Source organism: Epilithonimonas caeni DSM 17710, assembly GCF_000426465.1.
GTDB lineage: Bacteria > Bacteroidota > Bacteroidia > Flavobacteriales > Weeksellaceae > Epilithonimonas > Epilithonimonas caeni.
The window spans coordinates 123,530-141,544 of the sequence record NZ_AUFK01000019.1 but is presented as its reverse complement, the minus strand read 5'-3'; the positions used below and the strand labels follow the sequence as shown (position 1 = coordinate 141,544).

12 protein-coding genes are annotated in these 18,015 nt (G+C 37.6%); 9 read left to right on the top strand and 3 right to left on the bottom strand.

Features of this window, described 5'->3' with window-relative positions:
• Window positions 1-9 precede the first annotated feature (9 nt).
• From K319_RS0113810 to K319_RS0113775, 8 genes are all read left to right on the top strand, one after another.
• Entirely contained in the window at window positions 10-2,445 is a 2,436-nt protein-coding gene (locus tag K319_RS0113810; protein ID WP_027384128.1) for a TonB-dependent receptor, read from the top strand.
• A 214-nt stretch (window positions 2,446-2,659) separates the two neighbouring features.
• Window positions 2,660-3,103, top strand: a complete 444-nt coding sequence (gene rplK / locus K319_RS0113805) for a 50S ribosomal protein L11 (RefSeq protein WP_027384127.1) — start codon at window positions 2,660-2,662, stop codon at window positions 3,101-3,103.
• 11 nt (window positions 3,104-3,114) lie between these two features.
• Window positions 3,115-3,807 carry a 50S ribosomal protein L1 gene (gene rplA, locus K319_RS0113800; protein WP_027384126.1) on the top strand — a complete coding sequence of 231 codons (693 nt, stop codon included), beginning with the start codon at window positions 3,115-3,117 and terminating at the stop codon, window positions 3,805-3,807.
• A 17-nt stretch (window positions 3,808-3,824) separates the two neighbouring features.
• A complete protein-coding gene (gene rplJ, locus K319_RS0113795; RefSeq protein ID WP_027384125.1) occupies window positions 3,825-4,421 on the top strand; it encodes a 50S ribosomal protein L10 in 597 nt (198 codons plus the stop codon).
• 47 nt (window positions 4,422-4,468) lie between these two features.
• Window positions 4,469-4,837 carry a 50S ribosomal protein L7/L12 gene (gene rplL, locus K319_RS0113790; protein WP_027384124.1) on the top strand — a complete coding sequence of 123 codons (369 nt, stop codon included), beginning with the start codon at window positions 4,469-4,471 and terminating at the stop codon, window positions 4,835-4,837.
• A 424-nt stretch (window positions 4,838-5,261) separates the two neighbouring features.
• Window positions 5,262-9,089 carry a DNA-directed RNA polymerase subunit beta gene (gene rpoB / locus K319_RS0113785; protein ID WP_027384123.1) on the top strand — a complete coding sequence of 1,276 codons (3,828 nt, stop codon included), beginning with the start codon at window positions 5,262-5,264 and terminating at the stop codon, window positions 9,087-9,089.
• Between the two features lie 98 nt (window positions 9,090-9,187).
• The gene (rpoC, locus tag K319_RS0113780) at window positions 9,188-13,453 is read left to right on the top strand and encodes a DNA-directed RNA polymerase subunit beta' (RefSeq protein ID WP_027384122.1); all 4,266 of its coding nucleotides are present in this window, start codon (window positions 9,188-9,190) and stop codon (window positions 13,451-13,453) included.
• Between the two features lie 84 nt (window positions 13,454-13,537).
• Window positions 13,538-13,843, top strand: coding sequence for a DUF3467 domain-containing protein (locus K319_RS0113775; RefSeq protein ID WP_027384121.1), 306 nt, complete (start codon window positions 13,538-13,540; stop codon window positions 13,841-13,843).
• A 484-nt stretch (window positions 13,844-14,327) separates the two neighbouring features.
• Here the strand turns inward: K319_RS0113775 and K319_RS0113770 are convergent, their stop codons facing one another.
• Window positions 14,328-15,392 (bottom strand): NAD(P)-dependent alcohol dehydrogenase, encoded by a 1,065-nt coding sequence (locus K319_RS0113770; protein WP_027384120.1) that lies wholly within the window; start codon window positions 15,390-15,392, stop codon window positions 14,328-14,330.
• A 36-nt stretch (window positions 15,393-15,428) separates the two neighbouring features.
• On the opposite strand from K319_RS0113770, the gene K319_RS21920 reads away from it, so the two are divergent.
• Complete coding sequence (locus K319_RS21920) at window positions 15,429-15,860, top strand: VanZ family protein (RefSeq protein ID WP_051230697.1); 432 nt, start codon at window positions 15,429-15,431, stop codon at window positions 15,858-15,860.
• Here the strand turns inward: K319_RS21920 and K319_RS0113760 are convergent.
• Window positions 15,847-17,517, bottom strand: coding sequence for an OmpA family protein (locus tag K319_RS0113760; RefSeq protein ID WP_027384118.1), 1,671 nt, complete (start codon window positions 17,515-17,517; stop codon window positions 15,847-15,849). The genes K319_RS21920 and K319_RS0113760 overlap by 14 nt on opposite strands.
• A 94-nt stretch (window positions 17,518-17,611) precedes the next feature.
• Window positions 17,612-17,959, bottom strand: coding sequence for a T9SS type A sorting domain-containing protein (locus K319_RS0113755; RefSeq protein WP_027384117.1), 348 nt, complete (start codon window positions 17,957-17,959; stop codon window positions 17,612-17,614).
• Window positions 17,960-18,015: the final 56 nt, after the last annotated feature.

The following is an 18,015-nucleotide window of genomic DNA, read 5'->3' as shown; positions in this document are numbered from 1 at the left end:
TTATATGATATGAAAAGAAATTCGATTTTTTTGATGGTAGGCGTAGCCTCGCTCTACTTTCAAAATGTTTATGGACAACAGACTGAGAACGATTCCATAAAATCAAACAATATCGAACAAGTCGTAATTACGGGAAACTCTAGACCAAAAGCTAAATTAGAATCTGCAACCGCAATTTCTACTTTTACAGCAAAAGAGATTCAGAAACAAAACCCGATCAGTGCGGCTGCTTTATTGCAAAGAGTTCCCGGTTTTGCGGTGGAGACTTCGGGTGGTGAAGTAGGAAACAACCTTTTTGCAAGAGGTATTCCTTCTGCCGGAGCATACGAGTTTACGCAAATCCAGGAAGATGGTTTGCCTGTTTTTGAAGACGGAGCATTACAATTTGCAAATGCTGACAACTTTTTCCGAGTAGATAATACGACAGCAAGATTAGAAGCACTGAGAGGAGGAACCGGTTCTATTTTCGCAACCAATTCTCCAGGTGGTCTTATCAACTTTATTTCAAAAGAAGGAACTAATGATTTCAAAGGTGTAGCAAAACTGGAAACTAGTACCTATGGATTGATGAGAACGGATCTTAATCTTGGCGGAGCTTTAGTAAAAGACAAATTATTCTTCAACATTGGTGGTTTCTACAGAACGGATGACGGAATCAGAAAAACAGGGTTCAAAGCTAATAACGGCGGTCAAATCCGAATGAATTTGAAATATGTCTTCGATAAAGGTTATGCAAAAGTGTATTATAAAAAACTGGATGACAGAAATGCTTTCTACCTGCCAATTCCTTTGACCAATGATTTGAAAGAGTTTCCTGGTTTCAATGCTAATTACGGAACTTATACTTACAATACAATCGGTCAGTTAAACATTCCGCAAGCTGGCGGAGGTTTCTTCAAAAGGGATTTGACAAATGGGATTAATCCTAAAATGGATGTTCTAGGAGCAGAATTCAAATATGATCTTGGAAATAATTTTAGTGTTATCAATAAAACGAGATACACGAATATCAATTTAAATTATACAGGTATTTTTCCATCCGGAACACCAACACTTGCCGATGATTTTGCGAATGGTTATGGGATAGCTGATGGAAATGCTCGATATTCTTTAGTTGGAAGTGGCCAATTGGTGAATCCTCAATATGTACAGAAGTTAGGTTTCTGGGCAATTGATAAACAAATGGACAACTTCATCAATGATTTGCAATTCAATTATAAATTAGATAAAGGAAATATCACAGCAGGTTTTTATAAGTCCAATTGGAAATCAAAACAATACTGGAATTGGAGCAATATATTGACAACCGCTACAGATAAACCACAGCTTCTTAATCTTGTGGATGCTTCTCTTAGTCCAAATGATGTTGGTTACTCAAAAACTTATAATGGTATTACGGAGATGTCATTTTTGCTTAGAGATTCTCAAACAGAAGGAAGTCTGAATGCTTTATATCTAAACCTAGATTATTCATTGACGGATAAATTAAGTTTCAATGGAGGGATCCGTTACAGCAATGATACCTACAGAGGTTATAAAGTAAATACTACAACTGCAAACCTAAATAATTCTGGACTTACTGTTGATGGAACTCACGGTTTTGATACAACAACCGCTGATGACAATATGAATGTTTTGGGTAATCAATATACTTATTGGAGATATGATGTAGATAAAGTATCATATACAGGGTCTTTGAATTATAAAATCAATTCTCAAAATGCAGTCTATGGAAGATTTTCTCATGGTTTCAGATCGCCGAATGAAGAAGCGTATTATAATAATATCGATGACCTGAGTGCACTTAAACCAGCATTGACTAACCAGATAGAATTGGGTTACAAATATTATTCAAGAACATTTGATATTGGAGTGATTCCGTTCTACTCAACACTTAAAAATCTCTCCTTCACAGATGTCCTTTCTGACGGAAGTTCTGAAAACAAATTTGCAGATACAAGAAATCTAGGAGTAGAGATAGAAGGTTTTGCAAGATTATTTAATAATATTTTAGAAGTTACTTTTAACGGAACAATCCAAAGTCCGAAGTATAAAAATTTCACAGGAACCAATGCAGATGGAACTACCTTTGATTATGACGGTAATTTTGTAAGAAGAATTCCAAAGCTATACTTTAATATTTCTCCAGCAGTTAATATTACCAAAGAATGGAGAACCTATGTAAGCTACAACTATTATGGGAAACGTTTCCAGAACGAGGCTAATGATGAGAGCTATTCTTTACCAGCTTTCAGTGAGTTTGGAGCAGGAACTTCTTATCAGTTAGGGAAAATTCGTTTTGCGATTGATGCTACTAATATTTTTAACACAATCGGGATTACAGAAGGAGACCCAAGATCAACTGTAGATTCTGGTTCTAATGTTAGAATGGCAAGACCAATTATGGGTGCTGCAGCAAGAGCATCTATCGCATTAGAGTTCTAATATTTTAGTTATTTTCTTAGAGAATATCCATTCAGATTATTGAATGGATATTTTTTTGTAAAATATATAAAATCAGCAGATTCTATTTGCAGATTCAAAAATAATTAATACTTTTGCAAACCGAAATATAGGTCTTCTTTTATGCGAAGTGACTTATGTTGAATAATTAATGCTTCCACATTCAATTATTTATTAATCAAATCAAAACATTAAAATGGCTAAAAAAGTCTTTAAAATGGTAAAACTTCAGGTGAAAGGTGGCGCTGCCAACCCTTCTCCACCAGTAGGTCCGGCATTGGGTTCTGCAGGTGTGAACATCATGGAGTTTTGTAAACAATTCAACGGTAGAACTCAGGATAAACCTGGTCAAGTTCTTCCTGTAGTTATTACGGTGTATGAAGACAAATCTTTTGAATTCATCATCAAAACACCTCCAGTTGCAATCCAATTATTGGAAGCTGCAAAATTGAAAAGTGGTTCTGGAGAACCTAACAGAAACAAAGTAGGTGCTGTATCTTGGGCTCAGGTTCAGAAAATCGCAGAGGACAAAATGGGAGACCTTAACTGTTTCACGGTAGAGCCTGCAATTTCTATGGTTGCTGGTACCGCTAGATCTATGGGATTGAGAGTAACAGGAACTAAACCAACTAACGCTTAAAACTTAAAGAAATGGCAAAATTGACAAAAAAGCAAAAAGAGGCTTTAAGCAAAGTGGAAAAGAATAAAATTTACAATCTTGACGAAGCGTCTGCTTTGGTAAAAGAAGTAAATTTTGCAAAATTTGACGCATCTGTAGATATCGCTGTTAGATTAGGTGTAGATCCAAGAAAAGCAAACCAAATGGTAAGAGGTGTTGTGTCTCTTCCTCATGGTACTGGTAAAGATATCAAAGTTTTGGCTTTGGTAACTCCGGATAAAGAAGCGGAAGCTAAAGAAGCTGGTGCGGACTATGTAGGTCTTGATGATTATTTAGCTCAAATCAAAAATGGTTGGACAGATGTGGACGTTATCGTTACTATGCCGGCTGTAATGGGTAAGTTAGGACCATTGGGTAGAGTTTTAGGACCAAGAGGTCTTATGCCAAACCCGAAATCTGGTACTGTAACTATGGAGATCGGAAAAGCGGTAGCTGAGGTTAAAGCTGGTAAGATCGATTTCAAAGTAGATAAATATGGTATTATCCACGCAGGTATTGGTAAAGTATCTTTCGATGCTGCTAAGATCAAAGAAAATGCTCAAGAATTGATCTCGACATTGATCAAGTTGAAGCCAACTGCTGCTAAAGGAACTTATGTGAAAAGCATCTATCTGTCTTCTACAATGAGTCCTGGAATTGCAATTGATACTAAATCTGTTAACTAATAATAATCCTTAAGACAATGACAAAAGACCAAAAAGTTGTAGCAATACAAGAGATCAAAGACTTGCTTCAGGATGCAAAAGTAGTTTATGTAGCAGATCTTGAAGGATTGAATGCTTCTAAATCATCTGATTTCAGAAGACAGGCTTTCAAACAAAATATCAAAGTAAAAGTTGTGAAGAATACATTGCTTCAAAAAGCAATGGAACAGATCGAAGGTGTAGATTACTCTGAGATGTTCGAAACTTTCAAAGGTAACTCTGCGATTATGATTGCTGAAACGGCTAACGCTCCGGCAAAATTGATCAAAGATTTCAGAAAGAAAGAAGAGAAACCAGCGCTTAAATCGGCTTTCGTTCAAGAAACTTTCTATGTTGGTGACGAGAATCTTGATACATTAGTAAGCATCAAGTCTAGAGAAGAAATGATCGGTGAAATCATCGGATTACTTCAATCTCCAATCCAAAGAGTTGTTTCTGCTCTTCAAAACAAATCTGAAACTGTAGAAGCTAAAGCTGAAGAAGCTGCTCCTGCTGTAGAAGAAACTCCTGCTGCTGAGGAGGCTCCAGAAGCTCCAGCTGCAGAAAGCACTGACGAAACGCCAGCTGCTGAATAATTACACTCAAAAAAATAGATAAATAATCAACAAAAAACATTACAACAATGTCAGATTTAAAAAATTTAGCTGAAACGCTAGTAAACTTAACAGTAAAAGACGTAAACGAATTAGCTACTATCCTTAAGGATGAGTACGGAATTGAGCCAGCTGCTGCTGCAGTAGTAGTTGCTGCAGGTGGTGCAGGTGAAGCTGCTGAAGAAAAAACAGAATTCGACGTAATTCTTAAATCAGCTGGAGCTTCTAAATTAGCTGTTGTTAAATTGGTAAAAGATTTAACTGGTGCTGGTCTTAAAGAAGCTAAAGATATCGTAGACGGTGCTCCTGCTCCAATCAAGCAAGGTGTATCTAAAGACGAAGCAGAAGCTCTTAAGAAACAACTTGAAGAAGCTGGTGCTGAAGTAGAATTGAAATAATTTCGATTTTAATATAAGTCAAGATCCTGATCGCAAGATTGGGATTTTTTTGTTTACAGAAAGTTTAAGATTTTATAACGATTTGTATATTTGAAAAATATGTTATAAATTTGCAGTTCTTTTGGCGCTAATAATTTATATACAGTAAAAAACAATTTTTCATACTCTTTCATTTTCATGAAGGGGATTTTCTGTTTATAAATAGGTAATGTCTGAAAGAAATAAAAATATTTTGCACTACGCCGTGAAAAGATATACCGGTGTTGCAGTTAGAAGTTAGATTGTAGAATCAAGACCCAAAGAATCAAGATTTATTCTGATAGCGCCAAAAATCAAAAAATCTTTATTCCTAATTCTTTTTTCTTTTGTCTGTTCTGATATTTTTTAAATCAAAATATTTTTTAACCCTTTTTCTTATAATTTTATGAGTAAAACACAGGCCGCTCCTAAAGTTCAAGGTACAGAGAGAATCAACTTTTCATCAGCAAAAGGTAGAATCGAAACACCGGACTTTTTGGACATCCAAATCCAGTCTTTCAAGGAGTTTTTCCAGTTAGACACGCTTCCTGAGCAACGTTTGAATGAGTCACTTTACAAAACGTTCCAGGAAAATTTCCCAATTACAGATTCTAGAAACCAATTCGTTTTGGAATTTTTAGATTATCTGGTAGATTCTCCACGTTATTCCATCGATGAATGCGTAGAGAGAGGTTTAACGTACAACGTACCTCTAAAAGCTAGACTTAAATTGTATTGTACAGATCCGGAACATGAGGATTTCCAGACTGTTGTACAAGATGTGTACTTAGGTCCGGTTCCTTATATGACGCCTTCTGGATCCTTCATCATCAATGGAGCAGAGCGTGTTATCGTTACGCAGTTGCACCGTTCACCTGGTGTATTCTTCGGGCAGACTTACCACGCAAATGGTACAAAACTTTATTATTCAAGAATTATCCCTTTCAAAGGGTCTTGGATGGAGTTTACTACGGATATCAACAACGTAATGTATGCGTATATTGACCGTAAGAAAAAATTACCTTTAACTACACTATTAAGAGCGATTGGTTATGAATCTGATAAAGAAATTCTTCAGATTTTCGACCTTGCAGAGGAAGTGAAAGTTTCTAAAGCCGCACTTAAAAAAGTAGAAGGAAGAACTTTGGCTGCGAGAGTTTTGAACACGTGGTTCGAGGATTTCGTTGACGAAGATACAGGTGAGGTTGTTTCTATCGAAAGAAACGAGATCATCTTGGATAGAGAAACGATTCTTGAAAAAGAGCACCTGGATGTTATCTTGGATTCAGGAGTTAAGTCAATCTTGATTCATAAAGAAAACTCAAACGAGTTCTCTATTATCCAGAATACTTTACAAAAAGATCCAACCAACTCAGAAAAAGAGGCGGTGGAATATATTTATCGTCAGCTAAGAAATGCTGATGCTCCGGATGAGGAAACTGCAAGAGGAATTATTGAGAAATTATTCTTCTCAGAGCAGAGATATTCATTAGGTGAAGTTGGTCGTTACAGATTGAATAAAAAACTAGGTCTTAACATTTCTGAAGAAAATCAAGTTCTTACAAAAGAGGATATCATCTCTATCGTAAAACACTTGATCGAATTGGTTAACTCTAAGGCTGAGGTTGATGATATCGATCACTTGTCAAATAGAAGAATAAAAACTGTTGGAGAGCAATTGTCAGGACAATTTGGAGTAGGTCTTTCTAGAATTGCCAGAACAATCAAAGAAAGAATGAACGTTAGAGATAACGAGATCTTTACACCGGTTGACTTGGTTAATGCTAAGACTTTGACATCTGTTATCAACTCATTCTTCGGTACCAACCAGCTTTCCCAGTTCATGGACCAGACCAATCCATTGTCGGAGATCACTCACAAGAGAAGATTATCTGCACTAGGACCTGGTGGTCTATCCAGAGAAAGAGCAGGTTTCGAGGTTCGTGACGTTCACCATACACACTATGGTCGTATTTGTCCGATCGAGACTCCGGAAGGACCAAACATTGGTTTGATCTCTTCTTTGGGTATGTATGCGAAAATTAATACTTTAGGTTTCATCGAGACTCCTTATAGAAAAGTAGAAAACGGAAAAGTAGATCTTAATGCTGCGCCTGTTTATCTAAATGCTGAGGACGAAGAAAATCAAGTTATTGCTCAGGCAAACGTTGCCTTGAGTGATGATGGTAATTTCGAAACTGATAGAATTATTGCCCGTTTGGATGGTGATTATCCTGTGGTTGAGCCTCAACAAGTAGACCTTATTGATGTTGCACCAAACCAGATCTCTGGTATTTCCGCTTCATTGATCCCATTCCTGGAGCATGATGATGCGAACCGTGCATTGATGGGATCCAACATGATGCGTCAGGCTGTTCCATTATTGAAGCCTCAGGCACCGGTTGTAGGTACAGGTTTGGAAAAACAAGTAGCAAGAGACTCTAGAATTTTGATCAATGCAGAAGGAACTGGAGTTGTAGAATATGTGGATGCTGAGAAAATTGTTATTAAGTACGAAAGAAGCGAAGAAGACGATCTTGTTAACTTCGATTCTGCTACTAAAACTTATAAACTGACCAAGTTCAGAAAAACCAACCAGAGTACGACTATTACATTGAGACCAAACGTAAGAGTAGGTGATACAGTGGAAAAAGGTCAGGTTCTTTGTGATGGTTATGCAACTGAGAACGGGGAATTAGCTCTTGGTAGAAACTTGGTAGTGGCGTTCATGCCTTGGAAAGGTTATAACTTCGAGGATGCGATCGTGATCAATGAAAAAGTAGTTCGTGAGGACTGGTTTACTTCGATCCACGTTGATGAATATTCTTTGGAAGTTCGTGATACCAAATTAGGTATGGAAGAATTGACAGCAGATATTCCTAACGTTTCTGAAGAAGCCACCAAAGATCTGGATGAGAATGGTATGATCCGTATCGGAGCAGAAGTGAAGCCTGGTGATATCCTTATCGGTAAGATCACGCCTAAAGGTGAGTCTGATCCAACACCGGAAGAAAAACTTCTTAGAGCGATCTTCGGGGATAAAGCTGGTGATGTAAAAGATGCTTCATTGAAAGCAGATTCTTCTCTTAGAGGAGTTGTTATCAACAAAAAATTGTTCTCTAGAAATATCAAGGACAAAAAGAAAAGAAGCGAAGAGAAGATCAAACTTGAGGAAATCGAAAATACTTACAAAAATAAGTTCGACGACCTAAGAAACACTTTGATTGAAAAATTGAATACCTTGGTTTCTGGTAAAACTTCTCAGGGTGTGAAAAATGACCTTGAAGAGGAAGTAATCAGCAAAGGAACCAAATTCACTTTGAAATTGCTTCAGTCTGTAGAAGATTATGTGAACATCAGCGGTGCAGATTGGACCGTAGATGCAGACAAAAACGAATGGATCAAACAATTGATCCACAACTATAAGATCAAATACAATGATCTTTCGGGAGTTAAAAACCGTGAGAAATTTGCATTGTCTATCGGAGACGAGTTACCAGCAGGTATTATCAAATTAGCTAAAGTTTACATCGCTAAGAAACGTAAACTGAATGTAGGTGATAAAATGGCAGGTCGTCACGGTAACAAAGGTATCGTTTCAAGAATTGTTCGTGAAGAAGATATGCCATTCTTGGAGGATGGAACACCAGTAGATATCGTATTGAATCCACTTGGGGTACCTTCCCGTATGAACATTGGTCAGATCTACGAAACTGTTCTTGGATGGGCAGGTACAAAACTGGGATTGAAGTTTGCAACACCGATCTTTGATGGTGCAAGTCTTGAGCAGATCACAGAATATACTGATCAGGCAGGTCTTCCGAAATTTGGTAGTACACACTTGTATGACGGTGGAACTGGTGAGAGATTTACGCAGCCCGCAACTGTCGGTGTGATCTATATGTTGAAATTGGGACACATGGTAGATGATAAGATGCACGCACGTTCTATCGGACCTTACTCATTGATCACGCAACAGCCTTTAGGAGGTAAAGCGCAATTCGGAGGTCAGAGATTTGGAGAGATGGAGGTTTGGGCTCTTGAAGCATTTGGAGCGTCTAACATCCTGAGAGAGATCTTAACTGTGAAGTCGGATGACGTGATTGGTAGAGCAAAAACTTATGAAGCGATTGCTAAAGGTGAAGCAATGCCAGAACCTGGTATTCCGGAATCTTTCAACGTATTACTTCACGAGTTACAGGGTCTTGGACTTGATGTAAGATTGGAGGAATAATTTTAAATTTTAAATGATAAATTTTAGATGATTTTAATTTTTTGCACATAGCATTTAATCTAAAATCTAAAATCTAAAATCTAAAATCTGATTCAAAAATGTCAAATAAAAATAAAACTAGTCGATTTAATAAAATCACTATTGGTTTAGCTTCACCAGAATCTATTCTTCAGGAATCGAGAGGGGAAGTTCTTAAACCAGAAACGATCAACTATCGTACGCACAAGCCAGAAAGAGACGGTTTGTTCTGCGAGAAGATCTTTGGTCCTGTAAAAGACTACGAGTGTGCTTGTGGAAAATACAAAAGAATCCGTTACAAAGGGATTGTTTGTGATCGTTGTGGAGTAGAAGTTACCGAGAAAAAAGTACGTAGAGAAAGAATCGGACACATTGGTTTGGTTGTTCCTGTTGCGCACATCTGGTATTTCCGTTCTTTGCCAAACAAAATTGGTTATCTATTAGGTATTCCGTCCAAGAAATTGGATATGATCATCTATTACGAGAGATATGTTGTGATTCAGCAGGGTATTGCTAAGAAAGCAGATGGTTCAGATTTCGATGACAAAGAATTCCTTACAGAAGAAGAATATCTGGATGTTCTGGAAACGCTTCCTGTCGAGAACCAATATCTTGATGATTCTGACCCGAACAAATTCGTAGCGAAAATGGGAGCAGAAGCTGTTGAAGAATTGTTGAAGAGAATCGACCTTGATTCTCTGTCATTCGATCTTAGACATAAAGCTCACAACGAATCTTCTAAACAAAGAAGAACAGAAGCACTTAAGAGACTGAATGTTGTAGAAGCGCTTAGAGCAGCTAATACGAGAATGATCAATAAGCCGGAATGGATGATCATGCGTGTTCTTCCTATCATACCACCAGAACTAAGACCATTGGTTCCATTGGATGGAGGACGTTTCGCAACTTCCGATCTGAATGATCTTTACAGAAGAGTTATTATCAGAAACAACCGTCTGAAGAGACTGTTGGAGATCAAAGCTCCGGAAGTGATATTGAGAAACGAGAAGCGTATGCTTCAGGAATCAGTAGATTCATTATTCGATAATACAAGAAAATCTTCTGCTGTAAAATCTGAATCAAACAGACCATTGAAATCCCTTTCTGATTCATTGAAAGGTAAGCAAGGTCGTTTCCGTCAGAACTTATTAGGAAAAAGGGTAGATTACTCGGCTCGTTCGGTTATTGTTGTAGGACCTAGCTTACAATTGCACGAGTGTGGTCTTCCGAAAGATATGGCTGCAGAGCTTTACAAACCGTTTATCATTAGAAAGCTAATCGAGAGAGGAATTGTAAAAACGGTGAAGTCAGCTAAAAGGATCATCGATAGAAAAGAGCCTGTAGTTTATGATATCCTGGAAGGTGTAATGAAAGGTCACCCAGTTCTTTTGAACAGAGCACCTACGCTTCACAGATTGGGTATCCAGGCGTTCCAGCCTAAGATGATAGAAGGTAAGGCGATCCAGCTTCACCCATTGGTAACTACGGCTTTCAACGCCGATTTCGATGGTGACCAGATGGCGGTACACTTGCCATTGGGTCCAGAAGCAATTTTGGAAGCTCAATTATTGATGCTAGGTTCTCAGAATATCCTTAACCCTGCAAATGGTTCCCCAATTACGGTACCATCTCAGGACATGGTTTTGGGTCTATATTTTATGACCAAAGAAGCTCATTCTACTGAAGAGAAAAAAATCAAAGGCGAAGGCCTTGCTTTCTATTCTCCGGAAGAGGTGGAGATCGCTTATGCAGAAGGACAAGTTTCCCTTAATGCAAAAGTAAGATGTCGTCTTCCTGTAAAAGAAAATGGCGGAATCGTAACCAAATTGTTGAATACAACGGTTGGTAGAATTTTGTTCAACCAGATCGTACCAAAAGAATCGGGCTATATTGATGAGTTATTGACCAAGAAATCTCTTAGAAACGTAATTGGTCAGATCCTGGAGGATACAGATTTCCCTACAACTGTTAAGTTCTTGGATGATATGAAGAATCTTGGATATGCTAACGCATTCAAAGGAGGTCTTTCATTTAGTCTTGGAGATATTGTGATCCCGGCTGAGAAAAAAGCAATGATCGCACAATCTATCGAAACGGTAGATGAGATCAAAGCCAACTACAACATGGGTCTTATTACAGATACAGAACGTTATAATCAGGTAATTGATGTTTGGACAAACACAAACGCCGGATTAACTGAAATGATCATGAGCAGAATGAAGACCGATCAAGGTGGATTCAACTCTGTATATATGATGCTTGATTCTGGAGCGAGGGGTTCTAAGGAACAGATCCGTCAGTTATCAGGAATGAGAGGTTTGATGGCAAAACCGCAAAAAGCAGGTTCTGTAGGAGCGGAGATCATCGAAAACCCGATTCTTGCAAACTTTAAGGAAGGTTTGTCCATCTTAGAATACTTTATCTCTACCCACGGTGCTCGTAAAGGTCTTGCGGATACCGCTCTTAAAACAGCCGATGCTGGTTACTTGACCAGAAGATTGGTGGATGTTGCACAAGATGTGATCATTACTCAGGAAGATTGTGGAACACTTAGAGGAACAGAGGTTACTGCACTTAAGAAGAATGATGATATCGTAGAAAAAATCGCTGAGAGAATTCTTGGTAGAGTTTCTCTTCACGATATCTACCATCCGGAAACAGATGAGTTATTAGCGAATGCTGATGAACTGATCGTAGAAGCAGTTGCTAAGAAGATCGAGGAAGCTGGAATCGAAGCTGTAGAAGTTCGTTCTCCATTGACTTGTGAATCCAAAAAAGGTATCTGTGCAAAATGCTACGGACGTAACCTTGCCACAGGTAAAGGAATCCATATGGGAGAAGCTGTGGGTGTAATTGCGGCACAATCAATTGGTGAGCCGGGAACTCAGTTGACACTGAGAACTTTCCACCAAGGGGGTACCGCTGGTAACATTTCAGAAAATCCAAGTATCGTTGCAAAACGTGATGGTATTGTTGAGATGGATGAGGTGAGAACAATTAAATCAGAAGGCGAAGAAGGACAATCAGCGGATATCGTTGTGTCTCGTTCTACCGAATTCCGTTTGGTTGCAGATAACGAAGCCAGAACACCAATTATGATTGCCAACGTCCCTTATGGTTCCGAGTTATTCGTAAAACCAGGTGATAAGGTTAAAAAAGGAGATCTGATTGCGAAATGGGATGCGTATAATGCGGTTATCATTGCAGAAACTTCCGGTAAGGTAGAGTATGAGGATATTATCCAGGGTATTTCCTTCGTATTGGAGATTGATGAGCAGACAGGTTTCGAAGAGAAAGTTATCTCCGAATCCAGAAATAAAAAGGCTGTACCAACATTAAAGGTTGTAGATGCAAAAGGCGTAGAGCAAAAAGCATATAACTTACCTGTTGGAGCCCACTTGATGGTGAACGATGGTGAAAAGATCAAGGCTGGTAAAGTCCTTATCAAAATCCCAAGAAAATCTGCAAAAGCAGGGGATATCACCGGAGGTCTTCCGAGAGTTACCGAGTTGTTCGAAGCTAGAAACCCTTCTAATCCGGCTGTAGTTACAGAGATCGATGGAGTTGTTTCTTACGGTAAGATCAAGAGAGGTAACCGTGAGTTGATCGTGGAAGCTAAAACTGGAGAGATCAAGAAGTATTTGGTAAAATTATCAAACCAGATCTTGGTTCAGGAAAATGACTTCGTTTATGCAGGGGGACCACTTTCTGATGGATCTATTACACCAGACGATATCTTAAGGATCAAAGGGCCGACTGCGGTTCAGGAATATCTGGTAAATGAGATTCAGGAAGTTTACCGTCTTCAGGGTGTGAAGATCGATGACAAGCACTTCGAGATCATTGTTCGTCAGATGATGACAAAAGTATCGATTGTTGATGGAGGAGATACTCAGTTCCTGGAGGGAGCTTTGGAGCACAAGTTCGATTTCTTGGAAGAGAACAACAGAGTTTTCGGACTGAAGGTTGTTACAGAGCCGGGAGATTCTAAAGTATTCAAAGCAGGGCAGATGATCACTGCCAGAGAACTAAGGGACGAGAATTCGAAACTGAAACGTGAAGATCAAGCTTTGGTACAAGTGAGAGAAGCGCTTCCTGCAACTGCAACTCCTGTATTACAAGGTATTACAAGAGCAGCGTTACAGACCAAGTCATTCATGTCTGCAGCGTCATTCCAGGAAACAACGAAAGTTCTTAATGAGGCAGCTGTTTCCGGAAAAATCGACTTCTTGAGCGGTCTGAAAGAAAATGTGATCGTAGGACACAGAATCCCTGCAGGTACAGGTCTTAAAGACTATCAAAACGTGATCGTGGGTTCTAGAAAAGAATTCGAGGATATTAACTAAAAAAAATATTATAGATTATGGATTTAAATTATAAATGATTTATATTCGTAATCTATAATTTTAACAAAATAATTAAAACAAAAAATGGACAATAATCAAAACCAAGATCCAAACAACATCAACATCGAACTTAATGAAGTTGTAGCAGCAGGAGTTTATGTGAACTTAGCTTTAGTAAATCACTCTCCATCAGAATTCGTATTGGATTTCATCCAATTGATGCCAGGTGTGCAACAAGCGAAAGTAAGATCTAGAGTTATCGTAGCACCTCTTCACGCAAAAAGAGTTCTGGCTGCACTTCAGCAAAATGTTGCCAACTATGAGCAGCAGTTTGGTGAGATCAAAGAAGTTGAACCTTTCGTATTAGGAGGTAACAACGTTCAGGCTTAAGATATTTCTCTTAACATACCGATCCCGATTCTTCACAGAGTCGGGATTTTTTATTTTAGGATTAATGTTTTCTTAATCCTGTATTCTTTCATTAACAAAACAATGATATATCCGTTTTTTGTAATTAGAAGAAAACTAATAACAATAGATTAAATTTATTAAAACTGAGGAAGAGGGCGCTATTTTGTGTCCTCTTTTTTTGCGAGATTTTGATATAATTTTACTTTTTTTAAGCTAAAAAACGACCTTCTGCAAGTCCGATGAATAGGACGTTCGCAAGGGTGTCTCAAAACGTCCGTGTCTTTTCATTAAAACATCCGTACCTTTTAACTAAAACACACGTGTCTTTTTGATAAAACATACGTAGGTTTTTTGAAAAACACTTGGTCTTATCTCAAATTTATTCTGATGAAGATTCAAAATAAAATAGAGAACATCTAATGGTGTTCTCTACTTTTCATTATTTTTTTTATTTGAATTAAAATTAATTCTTCAAACTCTTCATATCGATAACGAATCTGTACTTCACATCACTTTTCAGCATTCTTTCGTAAGCATCATTGATGTCTTGGATGTTGATGATTTCGATGTCGGAAACAATGTTCTTCTCACCACAGAAATCCAACATCTCCTGAGTTTCTTTGATACCGCCAATCAATGAACCTGCCACAGAACGTCTCTTGTAGATCATCGGTCGAGTACTTACAGACTCATTCTCGAATTCTCCGATGAATCCTACCAAAACCAAAGTTCCGTTTACGGTCAAAGTATTCATATAAGGATTGATGTCGTGCTCGTAAGGGACGGTATCGATGATCAGATCGAACTTGTTAGATACGGATTTCATTTGGTCTTCGTCAGTGGAAATAATGACGTGGTCTGTTCCCAAGGCTTTAGCATCCTCAGTTTTTCCTGGTGTTCTGGAGAATAAGGTCACTTCTGCGCCCAGACCTTTTGCCAGTTTAATAGCCATATGGCCTAAACCGCCCAAACCGACAACTGCGACTTTGGAGTTTTCTGTTACATCCCAGTGTTTAAGAGGTGACCAGGTTGTGATTCCTGCGCAAAGAAGTGGTGCAGCAGCAGCCATATCCAGGTTTTCCGGAAGACTCAAAACAAAATGCTCATCTACAACCACAGACTCCGAGTAACCTCCAAACGTCCTGGTATCTTCGAAGTATTTGTCTTTTCCGTTGTAAGTTCCTGTGAATCCCTTTTCGCAGAATTGCTCCAGATCTTGCTCACAACTGTGGCAGGTTCTGCAAGAATCTACCATACAACCCACAGCAACCAGGTCTCCAACTTTGAATTTGGTAACCTCTGTCCCGATTTGCAATACTTTCCCCACGATCTCGTGACCGGGAACTACAGGATAAACAGAGCCGCCCCAATCATTTCTGGCAGTATGAAGGTCAGAGTGGCAAACCCCACAATAATAGATGTCGATTTCGATGTCTTTTGGCTGAACTTCTCTTCGTTCGATGGTCAAAAGTTCCAGATCATTTTCGGCAGCCTGTGTTCCGAAAGCTTTTATTCTGCTTGTTTTCATTTTTTTTTAAATATTTTTACGTTATAATTTATTTTAATGAGGTTATTTGTCAATAGGTATTATCCTGTTTTAATTAATATTTATACGGTTTGGATGTTATATCTATTGTTTTTTGCTTCTTTTCGTAATGATTCAAATCAAATCTTTACCATAAATCCCATTCCTTTTACAACAATGTTTAATTATACATTTACATATATAAAGGATAGTGTTATTGAATCTATTAAAAATCTTTTTGGTAATATTGTTTTATTTATTCCCTATGGTTTCCTTGGAATACTTTATCCCAGGTTGAACCGATTCAGATGGTTATTCCTGTCATTTTTTATAATAATCAATATCATAGAGTTTTCTCAATATTTTTTTAAAAGAGGTTATGCTGATATAGATGATGTTATTCTTAATACTTTTGGAGCTGTAGTGGGTTTCTTCATTTACAAGAAATGGTTTTTAATTAAGGACATATGACCTTCATCTCTGTTCTTCTGTTGATCTGATGTTGAGATTCTGTACAATCAATACCATTACTGCATTTATTCAGGAGCTGAGTTTCTCCATAACCAATTGGTTTTAACCTCGTTTTGTCGATTCCTTTTGATACCAGATAATCTACGGCAGCATTTGCCCGATTTTGGGAAAGTGTCTTGTTATAATCATCGGATGCACGGGAATCTGTATGAGAAGCCAATTCAACTTTTACCTTTGGATTGTCTTTCATAAACTGCACCAATTTGTTAAGTTCCGGTTTTGCATCTTCTCTTATAAAATATTTGTCCAGGTCGTAATGGATATTCTTTAGATTAATTGGTTTCCCACAAGTAGTTTCTTCCATACAAACTTGTAAATTGAGGAAGAGTGTATTTGTTCTATCAACATTTTTAGAAGTTACCGATTCTGTTTGTGAAAAGTGGTTTCCTTTTTTTCCATAGATACTGTAAGTGGAATTCTTATCTGCTTTGAAATAGAATTTTCCATTGATATCTGTTTTTATTTCGTGATAGATCTCAGTTTCATTATTTTTGATCACAACAGTCACATCTCTCAAAGGGTTTTTGGAATTACAGATGCTAACCTGACCTTTCACAAAGAAAGTTTCGGAATCTGTAGAGATCTCTTTTTTGAGCATAGAGTTTTTTACAAACTCTGTTTTATTAGTTTTTGCTGAGCTCAGTTCTATGTTATAAAGGCTTCCCTTGATATCATAATTGTCTGGCTTGATGTTCTTGAAGAAAGCCACACCTTGAGAATTGGTTTTGGCAAAGTGCGTTCTTTTCCCATTTTTAAAAAGCTCTATAAAAGTATCAGGCAGAATCAATCCTGTTTCCTTATCTCTCGCCACGACAGACAATCCATAATTTGGGCTTGCTTCTTTTGTCGGAATTCTAAACGTCAGTCCGGCAAAAACTCCAGCGGAATGAATTTCGTGGTCAAGACTATTACTTCTAATTTCCGAATTGGTTGGATTGATATTATATTGATTATTGTTTTCTGTAAAAGGAATATATCCGGAAACAGAATTACTTTTTACTTGGTCTTTTGCTTTGAAATGCTGGATATAATAACCACCGAAATTTAGTCCAACATATTCTGAGAAAAACCAGTTCAGTTCAACTTGTCCTTTTCCTGTCAGGATATTCTTCACATCATATCCATTGTGATAATTAAGATTGTATGTTGAAGATGTCACTGATGTTTCTCCACCTTTGATATTGGAAATTCCACCTTTCAATTTAAAGGCTAAACTCAAGTCATCATTAATGACATATCGAAAGTTTGGTCCAATTCCCAAAAAATACCGTTGAATTTTATTCTCAGTTATATTAATATTGGTAAGAGGAGTATTTCCATTATATAGATTTTCTGTCGGATAAGTGTTTTTCGAAGTGTTCTTCAAATAATCCAGATCAACTCCCAGACCTATCCAATTGAAGTAAAAATCAACAGAAGTTCCCAGATTCAGATTGTATCTGTAATCGATATATTTTGTTTGATTATCATAAGAAGGGAAATCCAGTCCACCTCGCAGAGAAGCACTCAACTGATTATCATCGTACAAAGAAGTCCTGAATTGTGAATTAAAGATTTGAAAGACAACCACAAAGACTAAAGTGACCAGTTTTCTCATAGTTTAATTTTCTTGGTTATGACAAATTTACAGAAATTAAAGATCGCAAATAAAAAATGCCGGCTGAACCGGCATTATATATTGAATTGAATTTTTACTGTTTGATGATCTGAGCGATCTTCTGGGTGTTATCATCCAATGTATATTTCATCAGATATTTCCCAGGACGTAGTTTGTCAAGTCTTAGCTCTGCATTGTTATTATTAATCGTATATTCTGCAACCTGAACACCCAAAATTGAGAAGAAAGCCACAGTTTTGATTTTTGAAGAATTATCCTTTGATTTCAAGATCAAAACGTCCCTTGTAGGATTAGGGAATGCAACCAAAACACCATCGTCGGTCTTTTGTCCTGCCATTGCACGAGTAGATTGTGCCTTCATTTCTCCTGAAAATCCAACTGAAACTACCGTAAATATTATAAAGAATAGAAATTTTTTCATTCGCTTTAGTCTGTACTTAAACAATTACAACAAATATATTTTAAATAAAATTCATA

Coding starts and splice junctions, on each gene's coding strand:
- rplK (WP_027384127.1), top strand. CDS start 2,660: ATGGCTAAAAAAGTCTTTAAAATGGTAAAACTTCAGGTGAAAGGTGGC.
- rplL (WP_027384124.1), top strand. CDS start 4,469: ATGTCAGATTTAAAAAATTTAGCTGAAACGCTAGTAAACTTAACAGTA.
- K319_RS21920 (WP_051230697.1), top strand. CDS start 15,429: ATGAGGTTATTTGTCAATAGGTATTATCCTGTTTTAATTAATATTTAT.
- K319_RS0113760 (WP_027384118.1), bottom strand. CDS start 17,517: ATGAGAAAACTGGTCACTTTAGTCTTTGTGGTTGTCTTTCAAATCTTT.
- K319_RS0113810 (WP_027384128.1), top strand. CDS start 10: ATGAAAAGAAATTCGATTTTTTTGATGGTAGGCGTAGCCTCGCTCTAC.
- K319_RS0113775 (WP_027384121.1), top strand. CDS start 13,538: ATGGACAATAATCAAAACCAAGATCCAAACAACATCAACATCGAACTT.
- rplA (WP_027384126.1), top strand. CDS start 3,115: ATGGCAAAATTGACAAAAAAGCAAAAAGAGGCTTTAAGCAAAGTGGAA.
- rpoB (WP_027384123.1), top strand. CDS start 5,262: ATGAGTAAAACACAGGCCGCTCCTAAAGTTCAAGGTACAGAGAGAATC.
- K319_RS0113755 (WP_027384117.1), bottom strand. CDS start 17,959: ATGAAAAAATTTCTATTCTTTATAATATTTACGGTAGTTTCAGTTGGA.
- rplJ (WP_027384125.1), top strand. CDS start 3,825: ATGACAAAAGACCAAAAAGTTGTAGCAATACAAGAGATCAAAGACTTG.
- K319_RS0113770 (WP_027384120.1), bottom strand. CDS start 15,392: ATGAAAACAAGCAGAATAAAAGCTTTCGGAACACAGGCTGCCGAAAAT.
- rpoC (WP_027384122.1), top strand. CDS start 9,188: ATGTCAAATAAAAATAAAACTAGTCGATTTAATAAAATCACTATTGGT.